This is a genomic window from Streptomyces sp. NPDC044044 (genome assembly GCF_056434405.1).
This window is the reverse complement of sequence record NZ_JBWKFG010000005.1, coordinates 598,675-624,423: the sequence shown is the minus strand read 5'-3', so window position 1 is coordinate 624,423 and position 25,749 is coordinate 598,675. Positions and strand designations below refer to the sequence as shown.

Sequence of the window (25,749 nt, the reverse complement as noted above, 5' to 3'; positions counted from 1 at the left end):
GACGGGGGCGCGGCGGGCTCAGTCGAGGGGGAAGCCCGTGTAGCTCTCGGCCAGGTCGGTCTCGGCCGAGCGTGCGGTGGTGATGCGGTCCAGCTGGGCGAGCTGGATGCGGTCGTCGAAGGGGGTGGCTTCGGGGGCGCGGTGCAGCATCGTGGTCATCGCGTACGAGAAGCGTTCGGCCTGCCAGACGCGGCGCAGGCAGGTCGCCGAGTACGCCTCCAGGCGGGCGTCGGAGCCGGTCTCGCGGTACTCGACGAGCGCGCGGGCGAAGGTGACGACGTCGCCGACGGCGAGGTTGAGGCCCTTGGCTCCGGTGGGCGGGACGATGTGGGCGGCGTCCCCGGCGAGGAAGACGCGTCCGTGCCGCATGGGTTCGTGGACGTGGCTGCGCATGGGGGAGACGGACTTGGAGGTGATGGGTCCGCGCTTCAGGGTCCAGGCGGGGTCGTGCGTCTCCAGGCGGCGGTCGAGTTCGTCCCAGATCTCCTCGTCGCCCCAGTCGGCGGCGTCCGTGCCCGCGGGGACCTGGAGGTAGGCGCGGGTGACGGTGGGCGAGCGCATGGACAGGAGCGCGAAGCCGCGGTCGTGGCGGGCGTAGACGAGCTCGTCGTGCGAGGGCGGCACGTCGGCGAGGATGCCGAGCCAGCCGAAGGGGTACGTCCGCTCGAAGACCCGTGAGACATCGGCGGGCACGGCCTTGCGGGCCACGCCCCAGAAGCCGTCGCAGCCCACCACGTAGTCGCATTCGAGGACGTCCTCGCGGCCCTGGTGGCGGAAGCGGACGCGCGGGTTCTGCGTCTGGGCCCCCTCGACGGCGAGCGCCTCGGCCTCGAAGAGCAGCGGGCCGCCCGCGGCGAGCTGGAGGGCTATGAGGTCCTTGCAGACCTCGGTCTGGGCGTAGACCATCACGGACCGGCCGCCGGTCAGGGCGGGGAAGTCGACGCGGTGCCTGCGGCGGTCGAAGCGAAGCTCGATGCCGTCGTGTCCGATGCCCTCGCGGTCCATGCGGGCGGCGGCGCCCGCCTCGCGCAGGACGTCGACGGTGCCCTGTTCCAGGATCCCGGCGCGCTGGCGCTGCTCGACGTAGGCGCGGTCCCTGGTCTCCAGGACGACGGAATCGATGCCGGCGTTGTGCAGCAGGCGGGCGAGGAGCAGGCCCGCCGGTCCGGCTCCGATGATTCCGACGGTGGTGCGCATCGGCCGACCCCTCCACTTGTTCGTCTGGTGAACTTTCGTTCATAATGTGCTGACGGGAGTCTCCGACCGGACCCAGCGGCTGTCAACGGTTGCGGGGCATCCACTTTCGGGGCGCCCGTTCTCCACCCGTGCGAGGAGCCGCGCCATGCCAGAAGAGTCCGTACGCCCCCTGGAGCGCGGCCTCGCGGTCCTTCGCGCCCTCGCGGTCGCCGACCAGGCCAGGGCGGGCGACCTCGTCCGCGCCACCGGCCTGGCCCGCTCGACGGTGGACCGGGTCGTGGCGACCCTGGCCCGCATCGGCTACGTACGCGAGCAGGGCCAGGAACTCCATCTCACGCCCCGCCTGATGGAGCTCGGCAACGCCTACCTCGCGGCGAGCGGGCTCAGCGGCGAGGTCGCGGCGCGCACCGCACGGCTCGCGGACGATCTCGACGAGTCGGTGTCCCTCGCGGTGCCCGACGGCGACGGCGTCCGTTTCGTGACGCAGGCCGCGCGGCGCCGCGCCATGTCGGTGGCCTTCCGCATCGGCGATCTGCTCCCCGCCGAACGGTGCGCGCCGGGCGCGCTGTTCGCCGCCGAGTGGGACGAGGCGGCGTGGGCGGCATGGCGGGCACGGGTGGCCGCCGACCCCGCGGGACGCGCCTTCCCCGCGCTGCCGCCGGGTCCCGCGTCCACGCCCCCGGACCTCGCGGACCGCGTGGAGCGCTCGCGCGTGACGGGCTGGGCCCTGGACGACCAGTTGATCGAGCCGGGCCTGATCGCGACGGCGGTCCCGGTGCGCGACGCGACGGGCCGCGCGCGGTACGCCCTGTCCGCGGTGAGCCACACCAGCAGGCACACGGCGCGGGGCCTGGCGGAGCTGGTGCTGCCGCGACTGCGCGCGGAGGCGGCGCTCCTGGAGTCCCTGCCGACCGCCCAAGCCACGCACGGCGAGAGCGAATTGACGAATGTTCAGGAAACTGGCACGGCGGACGCCAAGGCCGAACTGGGCCCCGGCTTCCTCCAGTCGCTCGCCCGCGGCCTCACCGTCCTGCGCGCCTTGGGCCGGGCCCGCGGCGACGGCCTCCCGCTCACCGCGATCGCCGCGGCCACGGGCCTGCCACGGGCCACCGCACGCCGCTGCCTGCACACCCTGGAGACCGAGGGGTACGCGGCGCACGACGGCCGCCTCTACCGCCCGCTCCCCCGCATCATGGAGCTCGGCTACGCCCGCCTCTCCCGCCTCGGCTTCGCCGACATCGCCGAGCCGCACCTGCGCCAACTGACGGGCCGCGTCCACCAGTCGGCCTCGGTGACGGTGCTCGACGGCACGGACATCCTGTACGTGGCGCGGGCCGCGACGGTCCGCGTCATGAGCGTCCACATCACGCTCGGCACGCGCTTCCCCGCCTACCCCACGGCCATGGGCCGCGTCCTGCTCGCCGGACTGCCGGAACAGGAGCGCGCACGCCTCCTGGAGGCGGCCCCGCCCAAGCCCCTGACCCGGCGCACCGTCACCGACCCGGCCGGCCTGCACCGCATCCTCGACCGGGCCGCCGCCGACGGCTACGCCACCGCGGACGAGGAGCTGGAGGAGGGCCTGCGCTCGGTCGCCGTACCGCTCAAGGACGCCGAGGGGCGCGTGGTCGCCGCCCTGAACGTGGCCCAGCACGCGGGCACCGCCCCGCTGGAGGAGACCATCGGGGCGCTGCTTCCCGCGCTGCGCGAGACGGCGGCGGCGATCGAGGCGGACCTGCACACGGCGGCCCGCTTCAACGGCGTACTGATGCCGTAGCGGCAGACCGCCGACGGCTTGGTGGAGGTGCCCGGAGCCGGACTTGAACCGGCACGCCCGCTAGGGGCAGCGAGGTTTAAGCTCGCCGTGTCTGCATTCCACCATCCGGGCAGGCCATGGGCTCCGCATCAAGTGATTCGACCCTATCGGGAGGCGTCCCCCGAACAGCGGAACAACAGCCCGATGTTGTCTTATTTTATTGACGTCTGAGGGTGCATCAGCCACCGGTACAGCCCATAGGTACATGCCGCAGGCCCTTCCACCGCTGTGCGGCCTCCGGGACGGAATGACGGAATTTAGCCGCTTCCGGAACGTTGGCGGGTCACCGGCAGGTGCTACCCGCGTCAGGGGCCGAGGTCATCCCCAGGTATGACACGAGCGCCTCGAGTCCGACTGGAGAGGGCCCTCGGAACCGGAACAGCGGCTGACTACACGGCGCCGATCGGCAAGCACGATGGAGTACGTCCCCACTCGTCGTCCCGACAGGAGCACCGCCCCGTGACCACCACCCCCTTCGCCGCCCGCACCACCGCAGTGGCCGCGCGCGCCACGGACCTCTCCAAGGTGTACGGCCAGGGCGAGACCCAGGTGGTCGCCCTGGACCATGTCTCCGTCGACTTCCGGCAGGGCGAGTTCACCGCGATCATGGGCCCGTCGGGCTCCGGCAAGTCGACCCTGATGCACTGCGTCGCGGGGCTCGACAGCTTCAGCGGCGGCTCCGTGCGGATCGGCGAGACCGAGCTGTCCACCCTCAAGGACAAGCAGCTCACCAAGCTCCGCCGGGACAAGATCGGCTTCATCTTCCAGGCCTTCAACCTCCTTCCGACGCTGACGGCCCTGGAGAACATCACGCTGCCGATGGACATCGCGGGCCGCAAGCCCGACAAGCAGTGGCTGGAGCAGGTCATCTCCATGGTCGGCCTGGCCGGGCGGCTCAGCCACCGGCCCACCGAGCTCTCCGGCGGCCAGCAGCAGCGCGTCGCCGTGGCCCGCGCGCTCGCCTCGCAGCCCGACATCATCTTCGGTGACGAGCCGACCGGAAACCTGGACTCGCGCTCGGGCGCCGAGGTCCTCGGCTTCCTGCGCAACTCCGTGCGCGAGCTGGGCCAGACCGTCGTGATGGTCACCCACGACCCGGTGGCCGCGGCGTACGCGGACCGCGTGATCTTCCTGGCCGACGGGCGGATCGTCGACGAGATGCACGGGCCGACGGCCGATGGGGTGCTTGACCGGATGAAGCACTTTGACGCGAAGGGCCGGACCAGCTGACGCCGTGCGACGTCCGTAGGCGCTGCCTGCGGGTACGTCGTGGCTGGTCGCGCTGTTCCCCGCGCCCCTTCGGGGCGCCCCCTTCGGGGCCCACCCTCTCTTTCACCAGGACTTGACTCCCATGTTCCGTACCGCCCTGCGCAACGTGCTCGCGCACAAGGCCAGGCTGTTGATGACCGTGCTCGCCGTCATGCTCGGCGTCGCCTTCGTCTCCGGCACCCTGGTCTTCACCGACACCTTCGGCAATGCCTACAAGAACAAGTCGGCGAAGAGCTTCGACCACGTCTCCGTCGCCATCCAGCAGTTCGGCGGCGCCAAGGACGAGACCAAGCAGAAGCCGCGCCTGACCGACTCCCTCCTGAAGAAGGCGGGCAGCCTGCCCGGCGCCGACTCCGCGATCGCCGGTGTCTCCGGCTTCACCGCGCTCGCCGACAAGGACGGCAAGCTGGTGGGCGGCGAGTGGGGCACCTCCGGCGCCAACTACTTCCCGGGCAAGGACGGCAAGGACCCGCGCTACGACTTCACCAAGGGCGCCGCCCCGAAGTCCGCCGGTGACATCGCCCTGGACTCCCGGACCGCCGAGCGCACCGGCTACAAGATCGGCGACACCGTCCGCTACTCCACCGATGGACCGGTGAAGAAGGCGAAGATCAGCGGCGTCTTCGACACCGAGGACGGCAGCGTCCTGGCGGGCGGCAGCCTGGTGGTGTTCGACAACGACACCGCGCGCACGGTCCTCGGCAAGACCGAGTACGACGAGATCGACGTGAAGGCCGCAGCAGGCACCTCCGAGACGGCGCTGAAGAGCTCGGTCGACAAGATCCTGCCGAAGGACACGGACGCCGTCACCGGCGCCGAGCTCAAGTCCGACCAGGACCGCATGATCGAGCAGCAGACCAGCTCGATGAGCCAGGTCCTGCTGATCTTCGCCGGCATCGCGCTCTTCGTCGGCATCTTCATCATCGCCAACACCTTCACCATGCTGGTCGCCCAGCGCACCAAGGAACTGGCCCTGATGCGCGCCGTCGGCGCGTCCCGCCGCCAGGTGACGCGCTCCGTGCTCATCGAGGCGTTCCTGGTGGGCCTGGTGGCCGCCGTGACCGGCTTCGCGCTCGGCATCGGCGTGGCCGTCGGCCTGGAGTCCCTGATGAACTCCGCGGGCGCCTCACTGCCCGACGGGCCGCTCGTCATCGCCCCGCTCACGATCGTCGTCGCCCTGATCATCGGCGTGGTCGTGACCATGCTGGCCGCCTGGCTGCCCGGCCGCCGCGCCGCGCGGATCCCGCCGGTCGCCGCGATGAACAGCGTCCACGCGACGCCGACCACGCGTGGCCTGGTCGTCCGCAACACCATCGGCTCGGTCATCGTCGCCATCGGCACGGTCATGATGTTCATGGACGACAACTACGTGATGGCCGGGGGCGCCGCGACCATCCTCGTCGGCGTCATCGTCCTCACGCCGCTCCTGTCGCGCCCCTTCATCGCCGCCTCGGCCCCGCTCCTGAAGCCGTTCGGCGTCCCGGGCAAGCTGTCCCGGCTCAACTCGGTGCGCAACCCGCGCCGCACGGCGTCCACCGCGGCGGCCCTGATGATCGGCCTGACCCTCATCACGGCGATGACGGTGGTCGCGACCTCCATGAGCAGCGCCATCAACAAGATGGCCGCGGACTCCCTGAAGGCCGACTACACCGTCTCCATGGCGAACTACGAGCCGCTGACCCCCGAGGTCCGCGAGAAGCTGGACAAGCTCCCCGACGTCGAGGCGAGCAGCCCGCTGCGCACGGCCTACGGCGAGCTCGACGGCTCGTACGGCCAGGTCACCGGCGTCGACGAGAAGGACTTCGGCAAGTTGGCGAGCCTGGACTTCACCAGCGGCTCGCTCGCGGGTCTGAAGGGCGACTCCACGCTGGTGGACAAGGAGACCGCGGACAAGAAGGGTCTCAAGACCGGCGACACCGTCCCGGTGACGTTCGACGACGACAAGACGGTCAAGCTGAGGATCGCGGGCATCTACGAGCAGAACGAGATGATCGACGGTCTGTTCACGCCGCTCTCCGTGGTCGACGCGCACATGTCCAAGATCACCGACCAGCAGGTCCTGGTGAAGATGGCGGGCGGCACCTCCGACAAGGCCGAGGACTCCATCGTCAAGGCGCTCGGCGACAACCCCGCCCTGAAGATCCAGGACAAGGACGCGATCAGCAACGAGATCGGTGGCGCGATCAACATGATGCTGAACATGCTCTACGGCCTCCTGGCGATGGCCATCCTGATCGCGGTGCTCGGCGTCATCAACACCTTGGCCATGTCGGTCTTCGAGCGGAAGCACGAGATCGGCATGTTGCGGGCCATCGGCCTCGACCGCGCGAAGGTCAAGCAGATGGTGCGCCTGGAGGCGGTCATCATCTCCCTGTTCGGCGCGGTGCTCGGCATCGGCCTCGGCCTCTTCATGGGCTGGGTCGCGGGCAACAGCATCTCCGGCACGGTGAAGACGTACTCCATGGAGATCCCGCTCGGCCGTATCGCGATCTTCCTCTGCATCGCGGGCCTCGTCGGTGTCCTCGCGGCGATGTGGCCGGCCCGCAGCGCGGCCAAGCTGAACCCGCTGATGGCGATCAAGGCCGAGTAGCACCGGCCGGTACGTGAACGAGTGGGGCCCCGGGCGATCGCCGCCCGGGGCCCCACGCACGTACCGCCTCGTACTGTCTCGTGCCGCCTCGTACCCGCCTAGTTCCAGTCGCGGGCCCGCAGCGGCATCCCCGAGGCGCCCACCTCGGACGTCTTCACCGCGAGGACCTGGTTGACGCCGATGTGGTTGTGCTCGAAGGCGAGCGCGGACGCCGCCATGTAGAGGCGCCAGATACGGGCGCGGCCCGGTGACGTGAGCCGCTGGCCCTCCTTCCAGTGGGCCTCCAGGTTGGCGACCCAGCGGCGCAGCGTGAGGGCGTAGTGCTCGCGGATCGCCTCGACGTCGCGCACCTCGAACCCGGCGCGCTCCAGGAGCCCGACGGTGGATCCCAGGGGGGCGAGCTCGCCGCCGGGGAAGACATAGGCGTCGATGAAGTCGTCCACCGTGTACGCCGACTCGTCGGCCTGCGGCCGGCGCGCGATCTGGTGGTTGAGCAGCCGACCGCCGGGTTCGAGAAGGGCGTGCAAGTCGTGTGCGTACTCCAAGTACCGCTCGGCGCCGACGTGTTCGGCCATACCGATGGAGGAGATCGCGTCGTACGGACCGTCGCGCACGTCGCGGTAGTCCTGGACGCGGATCTCGATCCGGTCGGTCAGGCCCTCCTCCGCGATGCGTTTCCTGCCGTACGCTGCCTGCTCCTGGGAGAGCGTGACGCCGACGACGGTGACGCCGTGCTCACGCGCCGCGTGGATGGCCATGGAGCCCCAGCCACAGCCGACGTCGAGCAGCCGCATGCCGGGCTTCAGGCCGAGCTTGCGGGAGATGAGCTCCAGCTTGTCGCGCTGGGCGATTTCGAGGGTGGAGGCTGTCTCTTCACCGGCCCCCCAGTAGGCGCACGAATAGACCATCGAGGGGCCGAGCACCAGCTCGTAGAAGTCGTTGCCCACGTCGTAGTGGTGGCTGATGGCCTGCCGGTCGCTGCCCTTGGTGTGCAGGTGGAGGGTGCGCCTCCTGCGCATCTCCTCCTGCGGCGGGGGCGGCGGCAGGAAGGGCGCGGCGAGGCCGATCAGGGAGCGGGCGGCGGCGCGGAACTCCGGGTCGCGCAGGGACTCCCTGAGGGTCCGTGCGTCCTCGTCGCGCTGCCAGATGAAACCGGCGAGCCGGTCGAGCGCGGCGTACAGATCGCCCTCGACGTCCAGGTCCCCGGCCACCCAGGCGCGGGCGAGCCCCAGCTCGCCGGGCTTCCACATGAGGCGGCGCAGGGCGCGGCGGTTGCGCACGACGAGGGTGGGGGCGCCCGGCGGGCCTGCTTCGGAACCATCCCAGGCACGAATGCGTACGGGGAGCGGGGCCCCCAGCAATTGTTCGGCAAGGCTCTTCAGCCGCAGTGCGGCGTCCGGCATGGTGCACACCTCCGTGATTCGGGATATCCCGGATAGGTTCAACACCACGTAAACACCAACCGGGCGCTCCCGCAGTCCCGTTGCCGCGTCACGGATCGGCAAAATACATGTAACTAACACGCATAAAGGGCCGGAAAACCCGAAGGGGCCGCCCGCACCACGGATGGCGGGCGGCCCCTTCGGGGCTGTTCAGCGACCGGAGGTCAGGAGGCCTTGGCCTTCTCCTCGGACCCGGCGGCGACCGGCTCGGCCTTGGCCACGGCGGGCTTCGGCGCGGGCTTGGCGGCCTCGTAGAACTCCTCGCGCGGCGTCTCCATGGCGCCCAGCGAGACGACCTCACGCTTGAGGAAGACCGCGAGCGTCCAGTCGGCGAAGACACGGATCTTGCGGTTGAACGTCGGCATCGCCATGCCGTGGTACGCGCGGTGCATGTACCAGGCCAGACGGCCCTTGAGCTTGATCTTCACCTTGCCCATGACGATCATCGCGACGCCCTTGTGCAGGCCCAGACCGGCGACCGCACCCTTGTTGGCGTGGCTGTACTCCTTCTGCGGGAAGCCCCGCATGCCGGAGATCACGTTGTCGCCGAGAACCTTGGCCTGACGCAGCGCGTGCTGGGCGTTCGGCGGGCACCAGGCGTTCTCGTTGCCCGCCTTGCGGCCGACCATGTCCGGCACCTGGGCGTTGTCGCCCGCGGCCCAGATGTAGTCGGTGCCCTGGACCTGGAGGGTCGTCTGGGTGTCCACGTGGCCACGCGGGCCGAGCGGCAGACCGAAGCGGGCGAGCGCCGGGTTCGGCTTCACACCGGCGGTCCACACGATGGTGCTGGAGTCGACCTCGAGGCCGTTGTTGAGCACCACGTGGCCGTCCACGCAGGAGTCCATGCCGGTCTTGAGGTAGACCTCGACACCGCGGCCCTCGAGGTGCTCCTTGCCGTACTGGCCGAGCTTCGGGCCGACCTCGGGGAGGATCTTGTCCGCGACGTCGACGAGCACGAAGCGCATGTCCTCGCGCTTCACGTTGTTGTAGTACTTGGCCGCGTCGCGTGCCATGTCCTCGACCTCACCGATGGTCTCCGCACCCGCGAAGCCACCGCCGACGAAGACGAAGGTCAGCGCCTTGCGGCGGACGTCTTCGTCCGTCGTGGAGTCAGCCTTGTCCAGCTGCTCCAGGACGTGGTTGCGCAGGCCGATGGCCTCCTCGATGCCCTTCATGCCGATGCCCTGCTCGGCGAGGCCGGGGATCGGGAAGGTGCGGGAGACCGCGCCCATCGCGATGACCAGGTAGTCGAAAGGCAGCTCGTACGCCTCGCCCACGAGGGGGGCGATCGTCGCGACCTTGCGGTCCTGATCGATGGTGGTGACCCGGCCGGTCAGAACTTCCGCCTTGGGCAGCACGCGTCGCAGCGGGACGACGACGTGCCGAGGCGAAATGCTGCCGGCTGCGGCTTCGGGGAGGAAGGGCTGGTAGGTCATGTACGACCGGGGGTCGACGACCGTGACGGTCGCCTCTCCGTAGCGCATCTTCTTGAGGATGCGCCGAGCTGCGTACAGGCCTACGTACCCACCGCCTACTACGAGGATCCTGGGACGCTCCGTGGTGCTCATGCCATCGAGTATCCACCTGCCCGACGGGGGTCGCTCGTGCGCCCCTTCACAAGCATGGGTAGGCCCTCTGCTACACTTCGCCGCCCACGTGACGCAGGCCATAGAGCCCCAGGGGAACCACGGGATACCCCGAGACGTTGTGCACCCCTTGTGAGCTGCCGCTCTGGCCCTCCGGACCCAGTGGACCACTCGCCCGGCCCACGCCCCGGACACACTCACGAACCTTCACCATCGTGGGTCGCGAGGCCCTCTGGGGTCACTTTTAGGGGTCCGGAAGCCCTGAACATCGTCCAACCGAGCCGATTTCCTTGTGAAGAACTTCACGAAGTTTCCCGACGACATGTCGCCGCCGGGCCCTTCCAGCCCCTCATCGGCCGCTCAGACGCTACAGGACGCGCTCAGGCGATCGACCAGCCGATGCCGTCGAGGATGTCGTGCTCGCTGACGACGACCTCCCGGGCCCCGGTCCGATCCATGATCGACAGGAGGACGAGGGCGCCCGAGACGATGACGTCCACGCGCCCCGGATGCATCACCGGGTTCGCTGCGCGCTCGTCGTGCGTGGCCCGGCTCAGGTGTCCCACGATCTCGCTGACCCGCTCGTACGGGACACGGGAGTGGTGGATCGCCGCGGAGTCGTACGCGTCGAGGCCGAGCGCGATGGCGGACACGGTGGTCACCGAGCCCGCGAGGCCCACCAGGGTCCGCGCCTCGCGGATCGGCACCGTCTCCTCCGCGAGGTCGAGCGCGGCCTCGATGTCGGCGCGTACGGCGGCCAGTTCGGCGGGCGCGGGCGGGTCGGTGCGGATGTGCCGCTCCGTGAGGCGCACGCAGCCGATGTCGACGGAGCGGGCGGCACGGACGTGGTCCTCGCCGACGACGAACTCCGTGGAGCCGCCGCCGATGTCCACGACGAGGTAGGGCTTGGCGAGGTGGTCGCTTCCCGCCAGCTCCTTCGTCGCGCCCGTGAAGGAGAACTCGGCCTCCTGGTCACCGCTGATGACCTCCGGCTCGACGCCGAGGATGTCCAGGACGCCGCGTACGAACTCGTCGCGGTTCTCGGCGTCGCGGGATGCGGAGGTCGCCACGAAGCGCAGGCGCTCCGCGCCGTGGGCCTTGATGACCTCGGCGTACTCGCGGCAGGCCGCGAAGGTGCGCTCCAGGGCCTCCGGAGCCAGACGGCCCGTCTTGTCGACGCCTTGCCCGAGCCGGACGATAGTCATCCTGCGGTCCAGGTCGATCAGTTCGCCGGTCTGCGGGTCCGCGTCCGCCACGAGCAGGCGGATCGAGTTCGTGCCGCAGTCGATGGCTGCCACGCGGGTCATGCGCGCTCCCCTGCCGCGGGCTCACCCTCCGGAAGGGACACGCAGGCCCCCTTGCGCCACCACTCCGGGAGCATCGCGATCGCCTCGTCGCCCAGGGGGTTCACGCCGGGGCCCGCGGCCAGCGAGTGGCCGACCAGGACGTGCAGGCACTTCACGCGGTCCGGCATGCCGCCCGCGCTCGGGAAGCCCTCAAGGACGTCGATCGCGTCGCGGCGCGCGATGTAGTCCTCGTGCGCGGCGCGGTAGGCCGCGGCCAGCTCGGGGTCCGTCTTCAGGCGCTCCGACATCTCCTTCATGACGCCGTTGGCCTCAAGGGTGCCGATCGCGGAAGCGGCCCGCGGGCACGTCAGGTAGTACGTCGTCGGGAACGGCGTCCCGTCCGGAAGGCGCGGCGCTGTCTCGACGACGTCCGGCTGCCCGCACGGGCAGCGGTGGGCGATGGCCCGCAGGCCGCGCGGCGGACGGCCGAGCTGCTGCTTGAAGGCCTCGACGTCGGCGTCGGTGGGCTCGGTGCGCGGGGTGGTCGGCGGGGGCGTTTCCATGCCTGTCTTTCGATCGGTTCCGTAGAAGTTCTGTGGGGCTCGGACTCGGACGTCAGAGATTTGGACGGCTCAGTCGTCGTCCGGTGAGTCGTCGTCCGGGCGGTCGGCCTTGTCGACGCCGTCCCAGACGTTCGAGTACCAGGGCCTGGCGGCCGCCCCCTGGTCGGTGTGCTGCTTCTTCGCCGCCTCGGGGTCGACCACCGTGAAGCCGGTCTCGCCCGGCATCACGTAGTGCAGCCGGTCCCGGACGCGCTGCTCCGCGTACTCGTCGTCCCGCCAGCGGGCCTTCTCGTCCCGCAGCTTCTCGACGTTCTCGCGGCGCTCGGCCTGCTCCTTGCGCTGATCGGCGATCTCCGCGCGCTGGGAGACGTACTGCCTTATCGGGTAGGCGAGCGCGACGACCAGCGAGCAGAGCACGAGCGCCAGGAGCGCGGCGCGTCCCGTGAGCCGGGAGCGGCGGGCCTGACGCTTGGTCTGGGAGCGGTAGACGCGCTCCGCGGTCTGTTCGCCGAGCAGCCGCAGCCTGGTCGCGGTGGAGAACCGGTCCCGGTCCTTCACGGCCATGTCCCCGCCTCCCGTTCACACGCGCGTACGTCCCCGCACACGGTACGGGACCGAGTACGGGGACGTACGTAACTACAGCGTGGCTACGGCTCAGCCCTTGAAGCGCGGGAAGGCGCTGCGACCGGCGTAGACGGCCGCGTCGTCGAGGATCTCCTCGATGCGGAGCAGCTGGTTGTACTTGGCGACACGCTCGGAGCGGGCCGGGGCGCCGGTCTTGATCTGGCCGCAGTTGGTGGCGACGGCGAGGTCGGCGATGGTGACGTCCTCGGTCTCACCGGAGCGGTGCGACATCATGCACTTGAAGCCGCTGCGCTGGGCCATCTCGACCGCGTCGAGCGTCTCGGTCAGCGAACCGATCTGGTTGACCTTCACCAGAAGGGCGTTGGCCGACTTCTCCTCGATGCCACGGGCCAGGCGCTCCGGGTTGGTGACGAACAGGTCGTCACCCACGAGCTGGACCTTCTCGCCGAGCTTCTCGGTGATGACGTTCCAGCCGGCCCAGTCGTCCTCGAACAGCGGGTCCTCGATGGAGACGAGCGGGTACGAGGCGACGAGCTCCTCGTAGTACTCGGTCATCTCGGCGGCCGAGCGGGACTTGCCCTCGAACTCGTACTTGCCGTCCTTGTAGAACTCGGACGCGGCGACGTCGAGCGCGAGCGCGACCTGCTCGCCGGGGACGTAACCGGCCTGCTTGATGGCCTCGAGGATGAGGTCGAGCGCGGCGCGGTTGGAGTCCAGGTTCGGGGCGAAGCCGCCCTCGTCGCCCAGGCCGGTGGAGAGGCCCTTGTCCTTCAGGACCTTCTTCAGCGTGTGGTAGACCTCGGTGCCCCAGCGCAGGGCCTCGGAGAACGACTCGGCGCCGATCGGCGCGATCATGAACTCCTGGATGTCGACGTTCGAGTCGGCGTGCGACCCGCCGTTCAGGATGTTCATCATCGGAACGGGCAGCAGGTGCGCGTTCGGGCCGCCGAGGTAGCGGAAGAGCGGGAGGTCGGAGGCCTCCGACGCGGCGTGCGCGACGGCGAGCGAGACGCCGAGGATGGCGTTGGCGCCGAGCGAGCCCTTGTTGTCGGTGGCGTCGAGGTCGAACATCGCCTGGTCGATCAGGCGCTGCTCGGTCGCGTCGTACCCGACGAGCTCCGGGCCGATCTGCTCGATGACGGCGAGGACGGCCTTCTCCACGCCCTTGCCCTGGTAACGGTTGGGGTCACCGTCACGGAGTTCGATGGCCTCGAAAGCACCGGTGGAAGCACCGGACGGAACGGCGGCACGACCCGTGCTGCCGTCGTCGAGGCCGACCTCGACCTCGACCGTGGGGTTGCCTCGGGAGTCCAGGATTTCCCGGGCTACGACGACGTCGATGGACGGCACGAGCATCTCCTTCTGGGATGTGACGCGGGTACGCGGGGCGTTGGCCTCGCGGACACGAGCCTAACCGGCTCCCGGGCAACAGCCAGCCGAGCGACCGTCCTGTGGACAAACCGAGAGCAAAAAGTTTCCGAACGGAACAAAGCGGTGCGGACAAAAAGAACCCCGCCCCGGTGCGTACGGGGGATACGCGCACCGGGACGGGGTGGACCCGTGCCCCGAAGGGGCGCGGGGAACTGCGCGAGCAACGACGACGCGCCTGCAGAGAAGCAAGCCCCGCGAGGCGCCCCGCCAGAACTAGCTGAGGTGCAGCTGCTGGCCCGGGTAGATCATGTCGGCGTTGTCGATGATGTCGCCGTTGAGCTTGTACACCTTGTGCCAGCCGCCCTTGACGTCCTTCGCCTCGGCGATCTTGGAGAGGGTGTCACCCTTCTTGACCTTGTACTCGCCGTCGCCCTTCTTGACCGTCTTGCCGGTCGGGGTCTCGACGGTCTTCTTGGACTCGGTCTTCGGGGCCGGGGCCTCGGCCTTCGGAGCGGCCTGCTGCGGCTGCTCGGTCTGGGTGCTGGGCTGGCTCTTCGGCTGCTCCTGGGTCTGCTGCGGGGCGCTCTCCTGCGCACCGCCACCCTCGTTGGACGCACCCGAGAGGCCGACGCCGCAGCTCGGCCAGGCACCCTTGCCCTGGCCCGCGAGGACCTTCTCGCCTATCTCGATCTGCTGGGCCTTGGAGGCCTTGTCGGCGGTGGGCGCGTACTTCGTGCCGCCGTACGCGGCCCAGGTGGAGGACGAGAACTGCAGTCCGCCCGTGTAGCCGTTGCCGGTGTTGATGGACCAGTTGCCGCCGGACTCGCACTGGGCGACGGCGTCCCACTCGGAGTTGGTCGCGGCGGAGGCCGAGCCGGCCGCCATCAGCGGGGCGGCGACCGCTACACCGGTGACGCCGGCGAGCGTGGCGACACGGGTGGCCTTGGACGGGCGGCGGTGCTTGCCCTTGCTGGAAAACAGCATGAGTGATCCCCTCACCGACGCCTGCGAGGTGAGCTGTCGGGTTCGGGCCGATGAAGTTGCCCGGCCGCGCTTCCTGAGCGCGGCTTAACCCCTAGCCGTTCCCGTCCGTCTCTCCGCATCGCTCTCGCGATGCTGAACGGCCGGGCCCGGCGGAAACCTTGGTTCCCCCGCTCCTGCCTACGGCGCTTGCGCGACGACTGTTCCCGAACGGCCGTTGGCAGGACTCGGCGTACCGACCGGCGGGGCCCGCTGTGGCGAGCGGTCACGACCGTAGACATGCGATCGGCCGAAACTCAAAGACGATCAGGGCTTCTGAGACCCATCTCTCACTTGCGCCAATTGGGACATCAAGCGCAAAGCGACTCGCCAACTACCCCTACTTTTCGCCCAAATCGAGGCTCTGACCGGGAAGGATGAGATCGGGGTCGGAGCCGACCGACTTCTCGTTCTCCTCGTACAGCTCGGCCCACCCGCCCTTCACGTCGAGGTCGTCCGCGATGCCCCAGAGGCTGTCTCCGGACCGGACCGTGTACGTCCCGTCGGAGCCGTCCTTCTGACGCTCGTCGCCACGGGACGCGTGCCGGCCCGAACCCTCGCGAGCGGTGCCGTCGGAGGCCTTGTCGTCCGCGCTGCCGCCGCGGTGACGGCCTTCGCCCCCACCGGCCGGGGACGTGGGGGCGGGCGAAGCCTCGTCGTTCTGCCCGGACTTGCCCGAGTCGCCGGACTCATCCGTCTCACCCGACTTGCCCGGCTCACCCGACTCGTCGTGATTCTTGTCTCGCGCCTCGTCGTCGGCGCCGGGCTTCTCGGAAGGCTTCTCCGAGGGCTTGTCCGAAGACTTGGCGCTGTCCGAGGAGTCGGCCGACTCGCTCGGCGACGCACTCGACTCGCCCGACTCGCCCGACTCACCGTCACCGGGCTCGGTCGACTCCGACGGCTCGTCCGACGGCACCGTGGTGATCGGGGCGCCGGGGTCGACGTCGGCGGCGGCGCCGTCCTGGGTGAGACCGGCGATCGGCGCGCAGCTGGGCCAGGCGCTGGTCCCCTGGTCGTCGAGGACCTTCTCGGCGACGGAGATCTGCTGCGAACGGCTGGCCTGATCGGCGCTCGGCGCGAAGTCGAGGCCGCCGTAGTCCTCCCAGACCTGCTGCGAGAACTGGAGCCCTCCGTAGTAGCCGTTGCCGGCGTCCGCGCTCCAGGAGCCGCCGCTCTCGCACTCCGCGAGCTTGTCCCACGTGGCGGTGTCCGCCGCGCTCGCACTGGTGGCGCCGAGCAGCGGGATGGCGATGGCCGATCCTGCGACTCCTGCCGCGACGATCAGGGCCGGGGCCTGGCGGGGGCGTCGGTGACGACCATTGCCGGAGAGCATGCGGTTGCCTTTCGCGTGACTGGAGCGACGACTGCGACACGGGATGCCGAGTCGTCGGTGAACGTAGCGGCAGTCGAACGCTTGTCACAAGTCGATGCAGCGGAGATCACGTGAAAGTCACAGTCTTGACGGTCCGTCAGCTAAACGTCGTTTCCGGGGTCGAATCTTTGCTCTGCTGTGCGGGTGTGAACTCCACGGGCAGCGTGCGGAGTCCGCGCATGATGAGCCCGCCGCGCCATCTCAAATCACCAGGTTCCGCCGCGAGTCGCAGGTCAGGGAGGCGCCGCAGAAGAGTCGCGAGGGCGGCCTGCCCTTCGAGCCGGGCGAGCGGTGCGCCGAGACAGTAATGAATGCCATGGCCGTAGCCGAGGTGTTGGTTGTCGCGGCGGGAGAGGTCGAGCGTGTCCGGCCGGTCGAAGCGTTCGGGGTCACGATCGGCGGCGGCGAGGACGACGAGGACGGGGTCGCCTGCGGCGATCTCCTCGCCTCCGATGGTCAGCGGCTCGGTGGCGAACCGCCACGTGGCGAGTTCGACGGGACCGTCGAAGCGGAGGAGTTCCTCAAGGCCGGTCTCCAGGAGGCCGGTGTCGCCGTCCCTGAGGGAGTTCTGGAGCCGCTCACGCTGCTCGGGGTGGGTGAGGAGGGCGTAGGTGCCGTTGCCGATGAGATTGACGGTGGTCTCGAACCCGGCGAAGAGAAGGATGAAGGCCATCGCGGCGGCCTCGTTCTCGGTGAGGTGCTCGCCGTGGTCCGAGGCGCGGATGAGTCCGGAGATGAGGTCGTCTCCGGGTTCGAGGCGCTTGCGGTGGATCAGCTCGGCGAGGTAACCGCGCATCTTCTTCACGGACCGGGCGACCCCGCCCCTGGGCCCTCCGCCGTGGCGGATCATCATCCCCGCCCAGTCACGGAAGTCGTCCTGGTCCTCGCGGGGCACGCCGAGCAGGTCGCAGATCGCGTAGATGGGGAGCGGGAAGGCGAAGTCGTGGATGAGGTCGGCTTCCCCCTTCTCCGCGAACTGGTCGATGAGCCGGTCGGTCAACTCCTGCACGCGGGGCGCGAATTCGGCGATACGGCGGGGCGTGAAGGCCTTGGAGACGAGGCGGCGCAGGCGGGTGTGGTCCGGCGGGTCGATGTTGAGCAGGTGCGTCATCAGGTTCGCGCTGCGTTCGCCCGGGATGCCGGTCTTGCTCTTCGCGTGCGCGGGCTCGCCGTGATGGGCGGGGTTCTTGCTGAGCCGCTGGTCGGCGAGCGCCTGCTTGGCGTCGACGTACCGGGTGACCAGCCAGGCCTCCACGCCACTGGGCAGCCGGGTCTTGCGCACGGGGGCGTGCTCGCGGAGCCAGGCGTAGGCGGGGTAGGGGTCGGTGGCGAACTCCCACGAGAAGAGTTCTGGCCCCTGGGCCTCGGGCGGGGTGGCCCCTGCGGGGTCTGGCCCCTGGGCCTCGGGCGGGGTTGCCCCCGCGGGGCAGGCTGTGGGGGGTCCCTCTGCGGGGGTGGGCGGCTGGTCTTGCATGGGTTGACCGTATCCGGGGTCGGCGGGCTTCTTCCCCCGGGCCCGGACGGCATCAGGCCGCTCCGAAGCCTTGCGTGCCCTCATCACCGGCTCCGCCGAGTTCGTCCTCAAACGCCGGACGGGCTGAAATACCTGAAGCCCCCGGCTAAGCCCCAGAGCCCTCCGCCGCCAGCACCGCATCCCGATAAGCCCGCGCCGCGCCCCGCAGCGCCGCCTCCGGGTCGGTCCCCTCTGTCTCCGCGCGCAGGGCCAGCGCGAGGAGTTCGTAGCCGATTCCCTCACCCGCGGGCAGGGGCACCTCAAGGCCCGCCGTCCGTACCCGGGAAGCCAGCTTTGCCGCCAGGGCCAGGCTCGGTTGGCCCAGGGGGATTCCCTCTGTCAGGGAGGAGCGCTGCTTCTCCTCCGCCTTGGTGCGCAGCCAGTGCGCCTTCACGTCCTCGGGAGTGTCCGCCGAGTCGTCGCCGAAGACGTGCGGGTGGCGGTGGATCAGCTTCTCGACGATCGTGCCCGCCACGTCGTCCACGGAGAAGGGGGACTCCTCGTCGTCCTCGGCGATCCGCGCGTGGAAGACCACCTGGAGCAGGACGTCGCCCAGCTCCTCACGGAGCTCCTCCCTGTCGCCCTCCTCGATCGCCTCGACCAGTTCGTACGCCTCCTCGATCGCGTACTTCGCCAGGCCCTTGTGCGTCTGCTGCGATGACCAGGGGCACTCGCCCCGGATCTGGTCCATGACCTGGACCAGGTCAAGGAGCCGCGCGCCCGGCAGGTCGTACGAAGCGGGGAGCAGTTCCAGGTCCGGCATCGACACGCGGCCCGAGCCCGCGAGCCTCGCCAGGCCGTCCGTCAGGGCGCGGTCGCCCTCGGCCGTGGCGATGACCAGGACCGTGCGGTCGCCCGCGCACGCCGCCACCAGTTCCTGGGCCGTGGGCGACGCCTGGTCCACGCGCACACCGGCCTCGCGCAGATACGGCAGCTGGGGGTGCGTGGCGTCGGCGCACAGGACTTCGTCGGCCCCGTGCAGGGCCTGCCACGCGGGCCAGGAGAGCAGGCCGGGGGCCACCCGGTGGCTGGTGGTGAGGAGGATGACGCGGCCGGGGGCGTCGGCCGGGGGCGTGGTTTCGTTCACCCGTCGAACGTAACCCACAGCGCTGACAGCCCTCTCCCTGCTCCTGTTCGGGCTCCCCTACGCCTGCTTGGGCTGCGCGGCGCCGTCCCCGGACACCTCACGCACCCACGGCGTCTTCGAGTCCGCGCGCTTGCTCTTGTCCACGTCCCACGTGCCGTACCGCGGGTTCAGGTCGACGTCCAGCTTCTTGGAGGCCTTGGAGAGTGCCTTCCAGAAGATGGCCTGGCCCTCCGGGGCGTTCATGTCCGCGCCGAGGACCTTCGCCAGCTTCTGGGCCTCGATCTCCGTACGGAGGCTGTCCTCCAGGCGGGAGGGGGCGACGCTGTACTGCTGCAGCCAGCCCTGTTCGAGGGCCTTCTTGCCGCCCGCCTGCTGTTCGAGGCCCGCTCTCATCGTCTGGATGTCGCGGCGCGACACCTCGACCCCCGCGTCCGTCGCGGCCTGGTGGAGGACCTTGTCCAGGACCATCGTGTGCAGCGTGCTGCGGGTGAGGCCGCCGGTCTTGGCGATGGCCTGCTCGTACTGCTGCTCGTCCGGGATCGCGGCGCGCTGCGCGTCCCGCACCTCGTTCACCCGGCCCTCGAGCTGCGAGACCGTGATCCGGTCGTTCCCCACGACGGCCGCGGCGCCCGGGTGGGCTTCGGCGCCGCAGGCGGTCAGGAGGGGGGCCGCGGCGATCGCGGCGGCGGAGAGGGTGAGCGCGGTGCGACGGCGGCGGTGCAAGTGAGCCTCCCGGTCGAGAGATTGTGCGGCGGTGCACAAAGTCTTGCGGTGATCGATGTTAGGCAGTGGCCGGTCTCTCGGCCACCCATTCGACCAACGATTCGGGTGGAGTTGGGGCACCCTTGGCCCTCACTAACCGCGCACTTGTCCTAGCCACTGCAACGTACGCCGGATCTCGGCCGGGAACGGGTGCCCCACGCCGTGCATCCGCTCGGCGTCCATGAGCAGCCGCGCCAGCGTGTCGTGCGCCGCCGCGCGGTCGCCGAGCGCGAGGAGCAAGTGGCCGATGCGGCGGCGGATTTCGAGGGGGCGTTCGCGGTCGTCGGAGGCGTAGCGGTTTTCGTAGTACGGCAGGAGTGCTCGGTACTCCGCGAGGGCCGCCGCCGGTTCGCCGAGCTGTTCCAGGCACTGCGCGGCCTCGTAGCGGAACTGGAGGGAGTGCGGGTCGGCCTGGCCGGACTCGGCCGCGCGCTCGTCGGCGAGGCGGCGCAGTTCGGGCAGGGCGCGGCGGTACTGGCCGTCGTCCATGAGCGTCGCCGCGTACTGCTTGCGCAGGGAGCGGACCACCGGGGAGTGCTCGCCGTGCTTGGCGGCGGCCGCGGGCAGGATCGAGCCGAGGATGTCCACGGCCTGGGTGATGCGGCCCTCGCCCAGGAGCCGCTTGACCTCGTCGACCGCGCGGACGACGTCCGTCTGGCTGCCGGGGCCGCCGGGCACCTGGCCCTTGTCGGGCCTGTCCGGCTGGATGGCGGGGGTCGGCGCCGGTGTCGCCGCGCGGTCGGGCCACGGCGCGTGCGGGCGCAGGAAGGGGCGGGTGGGGTCGAGCGGGCCGCCGGTGGGGATGCCGCGCGCGGGGAGGAGAGGGGCCAGTTCCTCGTAGACCTCCTGGGCGCTCGCGTGCCGGTGCTGGGGGTCCTTGGCGAGGAGCCTGAGCACCAGGGCTTCGAGGGCCTCGGGGACCTCGGCGCGCAGGCGGCGGACCGGGAGCGGCGGTTCGTAGAGGTGGCGGTGCAGGACGCCGAGCGCGGTGGAGCCGGAGAACGGCACGTCTCCGCTGAGGAGTTCGTGGAGGAGGACACCCAGGGCGTAGAGGTCGGTGTACGGGCCTACCGCGCCGCCCATCGCCTGCTCGGGCGCCATGTAGGCGGGGCTGCCGATGGGTGAACCGGTGTGCGTGAGGCGGGTGGTGTCGGTGTCCATGACCGAGGCGATGCCCAGGTCGAGGATGGAGACCGTGCCGTCCTGCTTGACCATCACGTTCCGCGGCTTGAGGTCGCGGTGCACGATCGGCACGGCGTGCACCGCGGAGAGCACGGCGCACAGCTGCGCGGCGATCGCGACGGCCCACTGCCAGGGGTAGGGGTCGTGCTCGGCGAGGTGGTCGCCGAGGTCCGCCCCGTCGACGTACTGCATGACGAGGTAGAGGTCCTCGCCCTCCGTGCCCGCGTCGTGGACGGTGACGAGGCCCGGGTGGTCGACCTGTGCGGTGACGCGGCACTCGCGCACGAAGCGGCGGCGCAGCTCCTCGGCCTCGGCGCCCGCGACCCGGTCGGGGCGCAGGAGCTTGACCGCGACGCGGCGGTCGAGGCGCTGATCGTACGCCGTCCAGACCTGGCCCATGCCGCCCTGGCCGATGAGCGTGGAGAGTTCGTAGCGCCCGGCGACCACACGGCCGCCCGTCCCCGGTGACACGGTCAGTTGCCGCCTTCCTGCTTGCGCAGGTAGTCACTGAGCTCGTCGAGCTCTGCCTGTACTTGGTGGATGCGGGCCGGTGCGGGGCGCGTGGGCGGGGGCGGCGTCTGCTGGACGGGCGGCTGGTGCAGCTGCGTGGGCTGGAGGTGGACGGGGGCGGGTCCCTGCTGCTGGGGATAGCCGTAGGTGGGCTGCGGACCTGCGTAGCCCGTGTACTGCGGCTGCCGGAAGCGGCTGAAGTGCCGTATGTCCGCGAACAGGTAGTAGGCGATGGCCGCCACCAGCGTGCTCAGGAGGACCACCATGCCCGCGTTGCCGGGCCCCTGGAACTCGTCCTCGCCCGGGTCGATGCCGACGAGCACGAGCGCCGTCACGTCGAGCGCGGTCACGAGCCCGAACAGGACCCAGTCGTACGACTTGCGCGTCACGATCGCGAGCCGCAGCATCGGCGCCCAGGCGAGCAGGCCGCACGTCACGACGGCGAGCACCACGAACATCACGCGCAGCGTCACATGCGTGCCGCCGGAGGTCGGCGGCGGTTGCTGCGGCGCGTAGCCGTGGCCGTGCATGGCTGCTCCTGGTGCCTGATGCGGCCGCGCGTTCGCCTGGGGGGAACGCGCGGCCGAGGGTCGACATACGAACGAGTGCGGATTCGAGCGTATAGGCCGACAAGGAGAAGCGGTCCCGGGTTGTACCGAACCGTTGCCGTACTGGTCACGTCCTGATCGCGGCCCCCGGTGGAACCCGGTCGTGTCACTCCGGCGGAAGCGTGCCGTCCGTCAGTCCGTCGTGCAGTCCGCGCACCAACTGCTCGCCCAGCCTGCCCGCGAGACGCAGCGTGTCCTCGAAGGCGGCGAGCGCGCGGAACCGCTCTCCGTAGCCGCGCTGTCCCTCCAGGGGCAGCCGCGGCAGACGGATGCGGCGGACGTCGAGCCGGGCGGCGGTGGACGCGTAGCTGCTCGCCTGGCGGTTGTTGGCGGTGCCGCGCAGGAACCCGGCGAGGAACCACGGGTCCAGGGCGGCCGGATCGGGGCGCAGGAGGGTGAGTCCCCGGCCGAGCGCGGCGCCCGCCGTGGCCTCGTCGATGACGCGGGCGGCACTTCCGCCGCCGGAGAGCGGGACGACGACGTCGCCGGGCCGGGTCACCACTGAGTCCGCCGTTTCGCCGACGGCACTCTCCTGGGGCGCGGCCGACTCCTGCAGCGGGTCGACCGAGCCGGAGGGCGCCGTTCCGGCCAGCACGTCGTGCTCGGTGAGGAGTCGTGTGACGCCGGGCGCCGCGGCGCCGGACACCGGAGCCGTCCGCAGCGACAGCGCACCCGCGCGGGCGAGTTCACCCACCGTGGTCACCGGCCAGTGGGCCGCGTCGCCCTCCTTGATGAGCGGCGGCACGAGGTCGGCCGTCCGGCGCACGGCGTCCCCGAGCCGTTCACGCACGGCCGCGAGCTCCGCCGCCCCGCCGCCCGTGGCCGGTGGCGGAAGGCGTCTGGCCGGGGCCAGGTCGACCTCGTCGTCGAGGAGTTCGAGCACCGGCACGCAGCGCGCGAGCCCCGGCTGTCCGTCGGCCGTGCCGTGCCGGTCGAAGCGCCGCCAGACATCCACCACGGCGTCCTGCACGGGGCGCCACGCCTGCCGGTCCCTGCCGTCGGCCGCGGCGAGCCCCGCCGTCTCGACCAGGAGCAGCTCGGGCGAGGCCTGCGCGCCGGGCACCGGCCTCTTCAGGACCCATACGTGCAGCGGGATGTTGTACGGGGGCGCGGCGCCCGCGGGCAGCGCGATCACGGCACGCAGGGCGCCGCGGCGCAGCAGATCGGCACGGACCCGGCGCCCCGAGCGGCGGGACGCGGCGGCCGGCGGCATCAGCAGAACGGCGGTGCCGCCGTCCCTGAGCCGGGCCAGCGCGTGCTGGACCCAGGCGAGTTCGGACTCCGTACGGGCCGGGAAGCCGTACTCCCAGCGGGGGTCGTAGGCGAGTTCGTCGTGCCCCCAGTTGCGTTCATTGAACGGCGGGTGGCAGAGCACGGCGTCGGCCCGCGTCTCCCCGAAGGCATCCGCGCGCAGGGTGTCGGCGGCGGCGGCGCGCACGGTGGCGTCGGAGTGCAGGGCCAGGCGAAGGGCCGTGAGGGCGGCGAGTTCGGGGGCGCTGTCCTGGCCGTGGAGGCGCTGGTCGGGGCGCGGGGTGACGGCGCGCAGCAGGGCGCCGGTGCCGCAGGCCGGGTCGAGCACGGTCGGCGCGGGCCCGGCGAGCGCGGCCATCAGGTCGGCGGGTCCTGCCGGAGTGAGCGTGTACTGCCGGGGGTTGGCGTCGATGTGCCGACCGATCAGGAACTCGTACGTCTGCCGGGCGCCCAGCTCGGACGCGAGCTCGGCCACGCCGCGCAGGAGGGGGACGGAGGGCAGGAGCTGCCCGGCGTCCGGGACGGGCACGGCCTGCCGCGCTCCACCCGCTCCCCCGCCGAACCGCGGGGCGACCACGTCGTCGAGGGCCGCCGGGAGCAGCTCGGCCATCCGCTCGTCCGACACCGCGCTGATCGTGAGCCAGTCCGGGTGCCGGTCGCGTACGAGGAGCAGGGCGCAGCCCGCGTGCAGGAGGGCGGTGACCGGGCCCGCGGGGTGGCCGGCGAGGTGCTGCCAGACGCGCTCCTTGAGCGGTACTTCGCCCAGCTTTCCCAGCTTGCCCTGGGCGCGCAGCCACTCCTCGACCTCCGCGAGCGCGAAGGAGGGGCTGGTCTCGGTGCCGCCGACGGGCTTGGGGAAGTCGGGGTGGCGGCGGCGCCAGTTGCTGACGGCCGCCCGGCCGACGCCGGCGAGCCGGGCGATCCCGGCGGCGGTCACCTCTGTCGCGTTGTCCCGCACCGACTGGCTCCCCTCGGTCCCGCTGCCCCCACCGCGAACGTGCCCACCGCGGCGCTGTGGCGCCGATCATACCCATCCACGCACAACCACCCCCTTCACGGGTGTTAACCCTACGGCCAACACGGCTCGTGTTGACTCGGTTCACAGCCTCTGCTGAGATATCGGCAGCACTTCCAAGTTCCCGTGGGGGGATCTTCATGCGACGTACCACTCTTGCCGCTGTCTGCCTGGCCGCTTCGGCGGCCGTCGGCCTGAGCGCCTGCGGCACCGAATCCGCCGGCTCCGGCGGGTCGGGCACCGCCAAGGAGAAGACAGCGAACAAGGCACCGAAGAAAGAGGCGGGACCGTTCCCCGGCCTGTCCGGGCCCGACATCGTCGACAAGGCCGTGAAGGCGACGACCGACGCCTCGTCCCTCAAGGTGAAGGGCCGCGTCCCGGACGAGGCAGGCACCATCGAGCTGGACATGGCCTTCGACACCAAGGGCCGGTGCGCGGGCACGATGGGGATGGGCGGGGAGGGTTCGCTCGACCTCATCACGACCGCGAGCACGGTCTACATGAAGTACGACGAGGAGTTCCTGCGCGCCCAGGGCAAGGGCGAGCCCGCGGCCGACACCCAGGCCGCCGTGGACATGCTCGCGGGCAAGTGGGTCAAGACGGCCGCGACCGGGGCCGACGCGAAGGACATCGCCTCGTTCTGCGACCTGGACGTCCTGCTCGGCGAGTTCAAGGACGTCAACTCCGCCGCCCGCAGGGGGAAGCCGGCCACCGTCGACGGCACACCGGCCCTTACGCTCACCGAGAGCGACGGCGCCGACCGGTACACCCTCTACGTCGCCACGGAGGGCGAGCCGTATCTGCTGAAGGTCGTGAACGAGACCGCGAAGACCCCGGAGACCCTGGCGTTCAGCGACTTCGACAAGCCGGTCGACGCGACGCCGCCCACCGGCGACGTCGTGGACATCGACAAGCTCGCGGGCTGAACCGCCGGACCGCACGCGGCGTGCGGCACGGGCTCACAGCACGTGCCGCACCCACACGTTCGGCTCCACGTACACCGCGTAGCCCCGCTCCGGCTCGCAGTGCACCGGCACCAGCGCCCCCGGCACCTCGACGGGACCCGCCGTGTCGAACGGGAGGCCCGTCCACGCCCGCCACTGCGCGGTGGATCCGGACACCGTCATCGATGCGTGCGCCACCTTCGCGATGGTGCCGCCCGCACGCACGTGCACCCGCAGCCACGGGTCGGCGGGAAGACCGTCGTCCCGCTTGCGCTGTGCGTACGTGTCGATCAGCGCGGCCGGTTCGAGGTGCTTGGCGTTCGGGCGCACCGGAGCGACGACTTCCGCGAAGCCACGCGCGCGTGCGTTCTCGCGCATCGCGGCGAGCATCCGCCCGGACACTCCCTGCCCGAGGAAGGACTTCTCCACGGTGATCTCGATCGCGCTCACCGTGTCGGGCTTCCTGCCGTGCCGCAGGTCCGAGAACGCCCACAGCATGACCTGGTCCCAGCCGCCGTCCGGCAGCTCACCGCGCCCGTCGGCGTGCAGCGCGAACGGCACGCTGAACGCCTTGGCGACGACCGTGCCCCGCTCGTCCGTGGCGACCAGGACGTAATCGGCGAACTCCTTGACGATCCGCCCGATCAGCGACCACGCGATGGGGTCGTTGCCGATGAACTCCGGCCAGGTGTCGTCCATCGCCCAGAGCGGCCCGGCGAGTTCGGGCCGCTCGGCCAGCGTCGTGATCTTCAGGTCCATGTCCGGGACGCTAGCGGGCCGGGC

Annotated in this window: 20 protein-coding genes, 1 tRNA gene and 1 riboswitch; of the genes, 4 read left to right on the top strand and 17 right to left on the bottom strand. The window is 70.8% G+C overall.

Features of this window, described 5'->3' with window-relative positions; all coding sequences use genetic code 11:
- Nucleotides 1-18: 18 nt before the first annotated feature.
- Nucleotides 19-1,197 (bottom strand): 4-hydroxybenzoate 3-monooxygenase, encoded by a 1,179-nt coding sequence (locus AC07AG_RS22080; protein ID WP_478756907.1) that lies wholly within the window; start codon nt 1,195-1,197, stop codon nt 19-21.
- A 145-nt stretch (nt 1,198-1,342) separates the two neighbouring features.
- On the opposite strand from AC07AG_RS22080, the gene AC07AG_RS22075 reads away from it, so the two are divergent.
- Complete coding sequence (locus AC07AG_RS22075) at nt 1,343-2,971, top strand: IclR family transcriptional regulator domain-containing protein (RefSeq protein WP_478756906.1); 1,629 nt, start codon at nt 1,343-1,345, stop codon at nt 2,969-2,971.
- 28 nt (nt 2,972-2,999) lie between these two features.
- Here the strand turns inward: AC07AG_RS22075 and AC07AG_RS22070 are convergent.
- Nucleotides 3,000-3,082 (bottom strand) — tRNA-Leu (locus AC07AG_RS22070).
- Between the two features lie 387 nt (nt 3,083-3,469).
- Between AC07AG_RS22070 and AC07AG_RS22065 the strand changes: the two genes are divergently transcribed.
- Entirely contained in the window at nt 3,470-4,240 is a 771-nt protein-coding gene (locus tag AC07AG_RS22065) for an ABC transporter ATP-binding protein (RefSeq protein WP_383333640.1), read from the top strand.
- Nucleotides 4,241-4,361: 121 nt separating this feature from the next.
- A complete protein-coding gene (locus AC07AG_RS22060) occupies nt 4,362-6,869 on the top strand; it encodes an ABC transporter permease (RefSeq protein WP_478756903.1) in 2,508 nt (835 codons plus the stop codon).
- Between the two features lie 98 nt (nt 6,870-6,967).
- On the opposite strand, the gene AC07AG_RS22055 is transcribed toward AC07AG_RS22060, so the two are convergent.
- The 14 genes from AC07AG_RS22055 to AC07AG_RS21990 all read right to left on the bottom strand — a co-directional run bounded on the left by AC07AG_RS22055 (nt 6,968) and on the right by AC07AG_RS21990 (nt 23,965).
- Nucleotides 6,968-8,272 (bottom strand): class I SAM-dependent methyltransferase, encoded by a 1,305-nt coding sequence (locus tag AC07AG_RS22055; protein WP_478756901.1) that lies wholly within the window; start codon nt 8,270-8,272, stop codon nt 6,968-6,970.
- Between the two features lie 203 nt (nt 8,273-8,475).
- Nucleotides 8,476-9,879 carry an NAD(P)/FAD-dependent oxidoreductase gene (locus tag AC07AG_RS22050; RefSeq protein WP_361832607.1) on the bottom strand — a complete coding sequence of 468 codons (1,404 nt, stop codon included), beginning with the start codon at nt 9,877-9,879 and terminating at the stop codon, nt 8,476-8,478.
- A 398-nt stretch (nt 9,880-10,277) separates the two neighbouring features.
- The gene (locus AC07AG_RS22045) at nt 10,278-11,204 is read right to left on the bottom strand and encodes a Ppx/GppA phosphatase family protein (protein ID WP_478756899.1); all 927 of its coding nucleotides are present in this window, start codon (nt 11,202-11,204) and stop codon (nt 10,278-10,280) included.
- Nucleotides 11,201-11,746: a DUF501 domain-containing protein gene (locus AC07AG_RS22040; protein WP_478756898.1), complete on the bottom strand. Its 546-nt coding sequence runs from the start codon at nt 11,744-11,746 to the stop codon at nt 11,201-11,203. Before AC07AG_RS22040 ends, AC07AG_RS22045 begins: the two co-directional genes overlap by 4 nt.
- Nucleotides 11,747-11,815: 69 nt before the next feature.
- Nucleotides 11,816-12,310 carry an FtsB family cell division protein gene (locus tag AC07AG_RS22035; protein WP_478756897.1) on the bottom strand — a complete coding sequence of 165 codons (495 nt, stop codon included), beginning with the start codon at nt 12,308-12,310 and terminating at the stop codon, nt 11,816-11,818.
- Between the two features lie 90 nt (nt 12,311-12,400).
- On the bottom strand, nt 12,401-13,687 hold the full coding sequence (gene eno / locus AC07AG_RS22030; protein ID WP_361049477.1) for a phosphopyruvate hydratase: 1,287 nt from the start codon (nt 13,685-13,687) through the stop codon (nt 12,401-12,403).
- A gap of 288 nt (nt 13,688-13,975) precedes the next feature.
- Complete coding sequence (locus AC07AG_RS22025; RefSeq protein ID WP_478756896.1) at nt 13,976-14,686, bottom strand: transglycosylase family protein; 711 nt, start codon at nt 14,684-14,686, stop codon at nt 13,976-13,978.
- Between the two features lie 3 nt (nt 14,687-14,689).
- A riboswitch (cyclic di-AMP (ydaO/yuaA leader) is annotated at nt 14,690-14,881 on the bottom strand.
- A gap of 181 nt (nt 14,882-15,062) precedes the next feature.
- On the bottom strand, nt 15,063-16,055 hold the full coding sequence (locus AC07AG_RS22020; protein ID WP_478756895.1) for a transglycosylase family protein: 993 nt from the start codon (nt 16,053-16,055) through the stop codon (nt 15,063-15,065).
- Nucleotides 16,056-16,191: 136 nt separating this feature from the next.
- Nucleotides 16,192-17,568: a cytochrome P450 family protein gene (locus AC07AG_RS22015; protein WP_478756894.1), complete on the bottom strand. Its 1,377-nt coding sequence runs from the start codon at nt 17,566-17,568 to the stop codon at nt 16,192-16,194.
- A 145-nt stretch (nt 17,569-17,713) separates the two neighbouring features.
- Entirely contained in the window at nt 17,714-18,694 is a 981-nt protein-coding gene (locus AC07AG_RS22010; RefSeq protein WP_478756893.1) for a nucleoside triphosphate pyrophosphohydrolase, read from the bottom strand.
- Nucleotides 18,695-18,751: 57 nt separating this feature from the next.
- A complete protein-coding gene (locus tag AC07AG_RS22005) occupies nt 18,752-19,417 on the bottom strand; it encodes a SurA N-terminal domain-containing protein (RefSeq protein ID WP_478756891.1) in 666 nt (221 codons plus the stop codon).
- Nucleotides 19,418-19,549: 132 nt separating this feature from the next.
- A complete protein-coding gene (locus AC07AG_RS22000) occupies nt 19,550-21,085 on the bottom strand; it encodes a protein kinase domain-containing protein (protein WP_478757075.1) in 1,536 nt (511 codons plus the stop codon).
- A 26-nt stretch (nt 21,086-21,111) separates the two neighbouring features.
- Nucleotides 21,112-21,678 (bottom strand): hypothetical protein, encoded by a 567-nt coding sequence (locus AC07AG_RS21995; protein WP_478756890.1) that lies wholly within the window; start codon nt 21,676-21,678, stop codon nt 21,112-21,114.
- Between the two features lie 184 nt (nt 21,679-21,862).
- Nucleotides 21,863-23,965 (bottom strand): N-6 DNA methylase, encoded by a 2,103-nt coding sequence (locus AC07AG_RS21990; protein WP_478756888.1) that lies wholly within the window; start codon nt 23,963-23,965, stop codon nt 21,863-21,865.
- Nucleotides 23,966-24,162: 197 nt separating this feature from the next.
- On the opposite strand from AC07AG_RS21990, the gene AC07AG_RS21985 reads away from it, so the two are divergent.
- On the top strand, nt 24,163-24,948 hold the full coding sequence (locus AC07AG_RS21985) for a hypothetical protein (RefSeq protein WP_478756886.1): 786 nt from the start codon (nt 24,163-24,165) through the stop codon (nt 24,946-24,948).
- A 33-nt stretch (nt 24,949-24,981) separates the two neighbouring features.
- Here the strand turns inward: AC07AG_RS21985 and AC07AG_RS21980 are convergent, their stop codons facing one another.
- Nucleotides 24,982-25,725: an N-acetyltransferase gene (locus AC07AG_RS21980; RefSeq protein ID WP_478756884.1), complete on the bottom strand. Its 744-nt coding sequence runs from the start codon at nt 25,723-25,725 to the stop codon at nt 24,982-24,984.
- Between the last annotated feature and the right edge of the window lie 24 nt (nt 25,726-25,749).

Bases quoted from the DNA above. Each gene is read 5' to 3' on its own strand.
- AC07AG_RS22035 (WP_478756897.1), bottom strand. From the start codon at position 12,310: ATGGCCGTGAAGGACCGGGACCGGTTCTCCACCGCGACCAGGCTGCGG.
- AC07AG_RS22060 (WP_478756903.1), top strand. From the start codon at position 4,362: ATGTTCCGTACCGCCCTGCGCAACGTGCTCGCGCACAAGGCCAGGCTG.
- AC07AG_RS22050 (WP_361832607.1), bottom strand. From the start codon at position 9,879: ATGAGCACCACGGAGCGTCCCAGGATCCTCGTAGTAGGCGGTGGGTAC.
- AC07AG_RS22025 (WP_478756896.1), bottom strand. From the start codon at position 14,686: ATGCTGTTTTCCAGCAAGGGCAAGCACCGCCGCCCGTCCAAGGCCACC.
- AC07AG_RS21995 (WP_478756890.1), bottom strand. From the start codon at position 21,678: ATGCACGGCCACGGCTACGCGCCGCAGCAACCGCCGCCGACCTCCGGC.
- AC07AG_RS22080 (WP_478756907.1), bottom strand. From the start codon at position 1,197: ATGCGCACCACCGTCGGAATCATCGGAGCCGGACCGGCGGGCCTGCTC.
- AC07AG_RS22045 (WP_478756899.1), bottom strand. From the start codon at position 11,204: ATGACCCGCGTGGCAGCCATCGACTGCGGCACGAACTCGATCCGCCTG.
- AC07AG_RS22055 (WP_478756901.1), bottom strand. From the start codon at position 8,272: ATGCCGGACGCCGCACTGCGGCTGAAGAGCCTTGCCGAACAATTGCTG.
- AC07AG_RS22075 (WP_478756906.1), top strand. From the start codon at position 1,343: ATGCCAGAAGAGTCCGTACGCCCCCTGGAGCGCGGCCTCGCGGTCCTT.
- AC07AG_RS22040 (WP_478756898.1), bottom strand. From the start codon at position 11,746: ATGGAAACGCCCCCGCCGACCACCCCGCGCACCGAGCCCACCGACGCC.
- AC07AG_RS22015 (WP_478756894.1), bottom strand. From the start codon at position 17,568: ATGCAAGACCAGCCGCCCACCCCCGCAGAGGGACCCCCCACAGCCTGC.
- AC07AG_RS21980 (WP_478756884.1), bottom strand. From the start codon at position 25,725: ATGGACCTGAAGATCACGACGCTGGCCGAGCGGCCCGAACTCGCCGGG.
- AC07AG_RS21985 (WP_478756886.1), top strand. From the start codon at position 24,163: ATGCGACGTACCACTCTTGCCGCTGTCTGCCTGGCCGCTTCGGCGGCC.
- AC07AG_RS22020 (WP_478756895.1), bottom strand. From the start codon at position 16,055: ATGCTCTCCGGCAATGGTCGTCACCGACGCCCCCGCCAGGCCCCGGCC.
- eno (WP_361049477.1), bottom strand. From the start codon at position 13,687: ATGCTCGTGCCGTCCATCGACGTCGTCGTAGCCCGGGAAATCCTGGAC.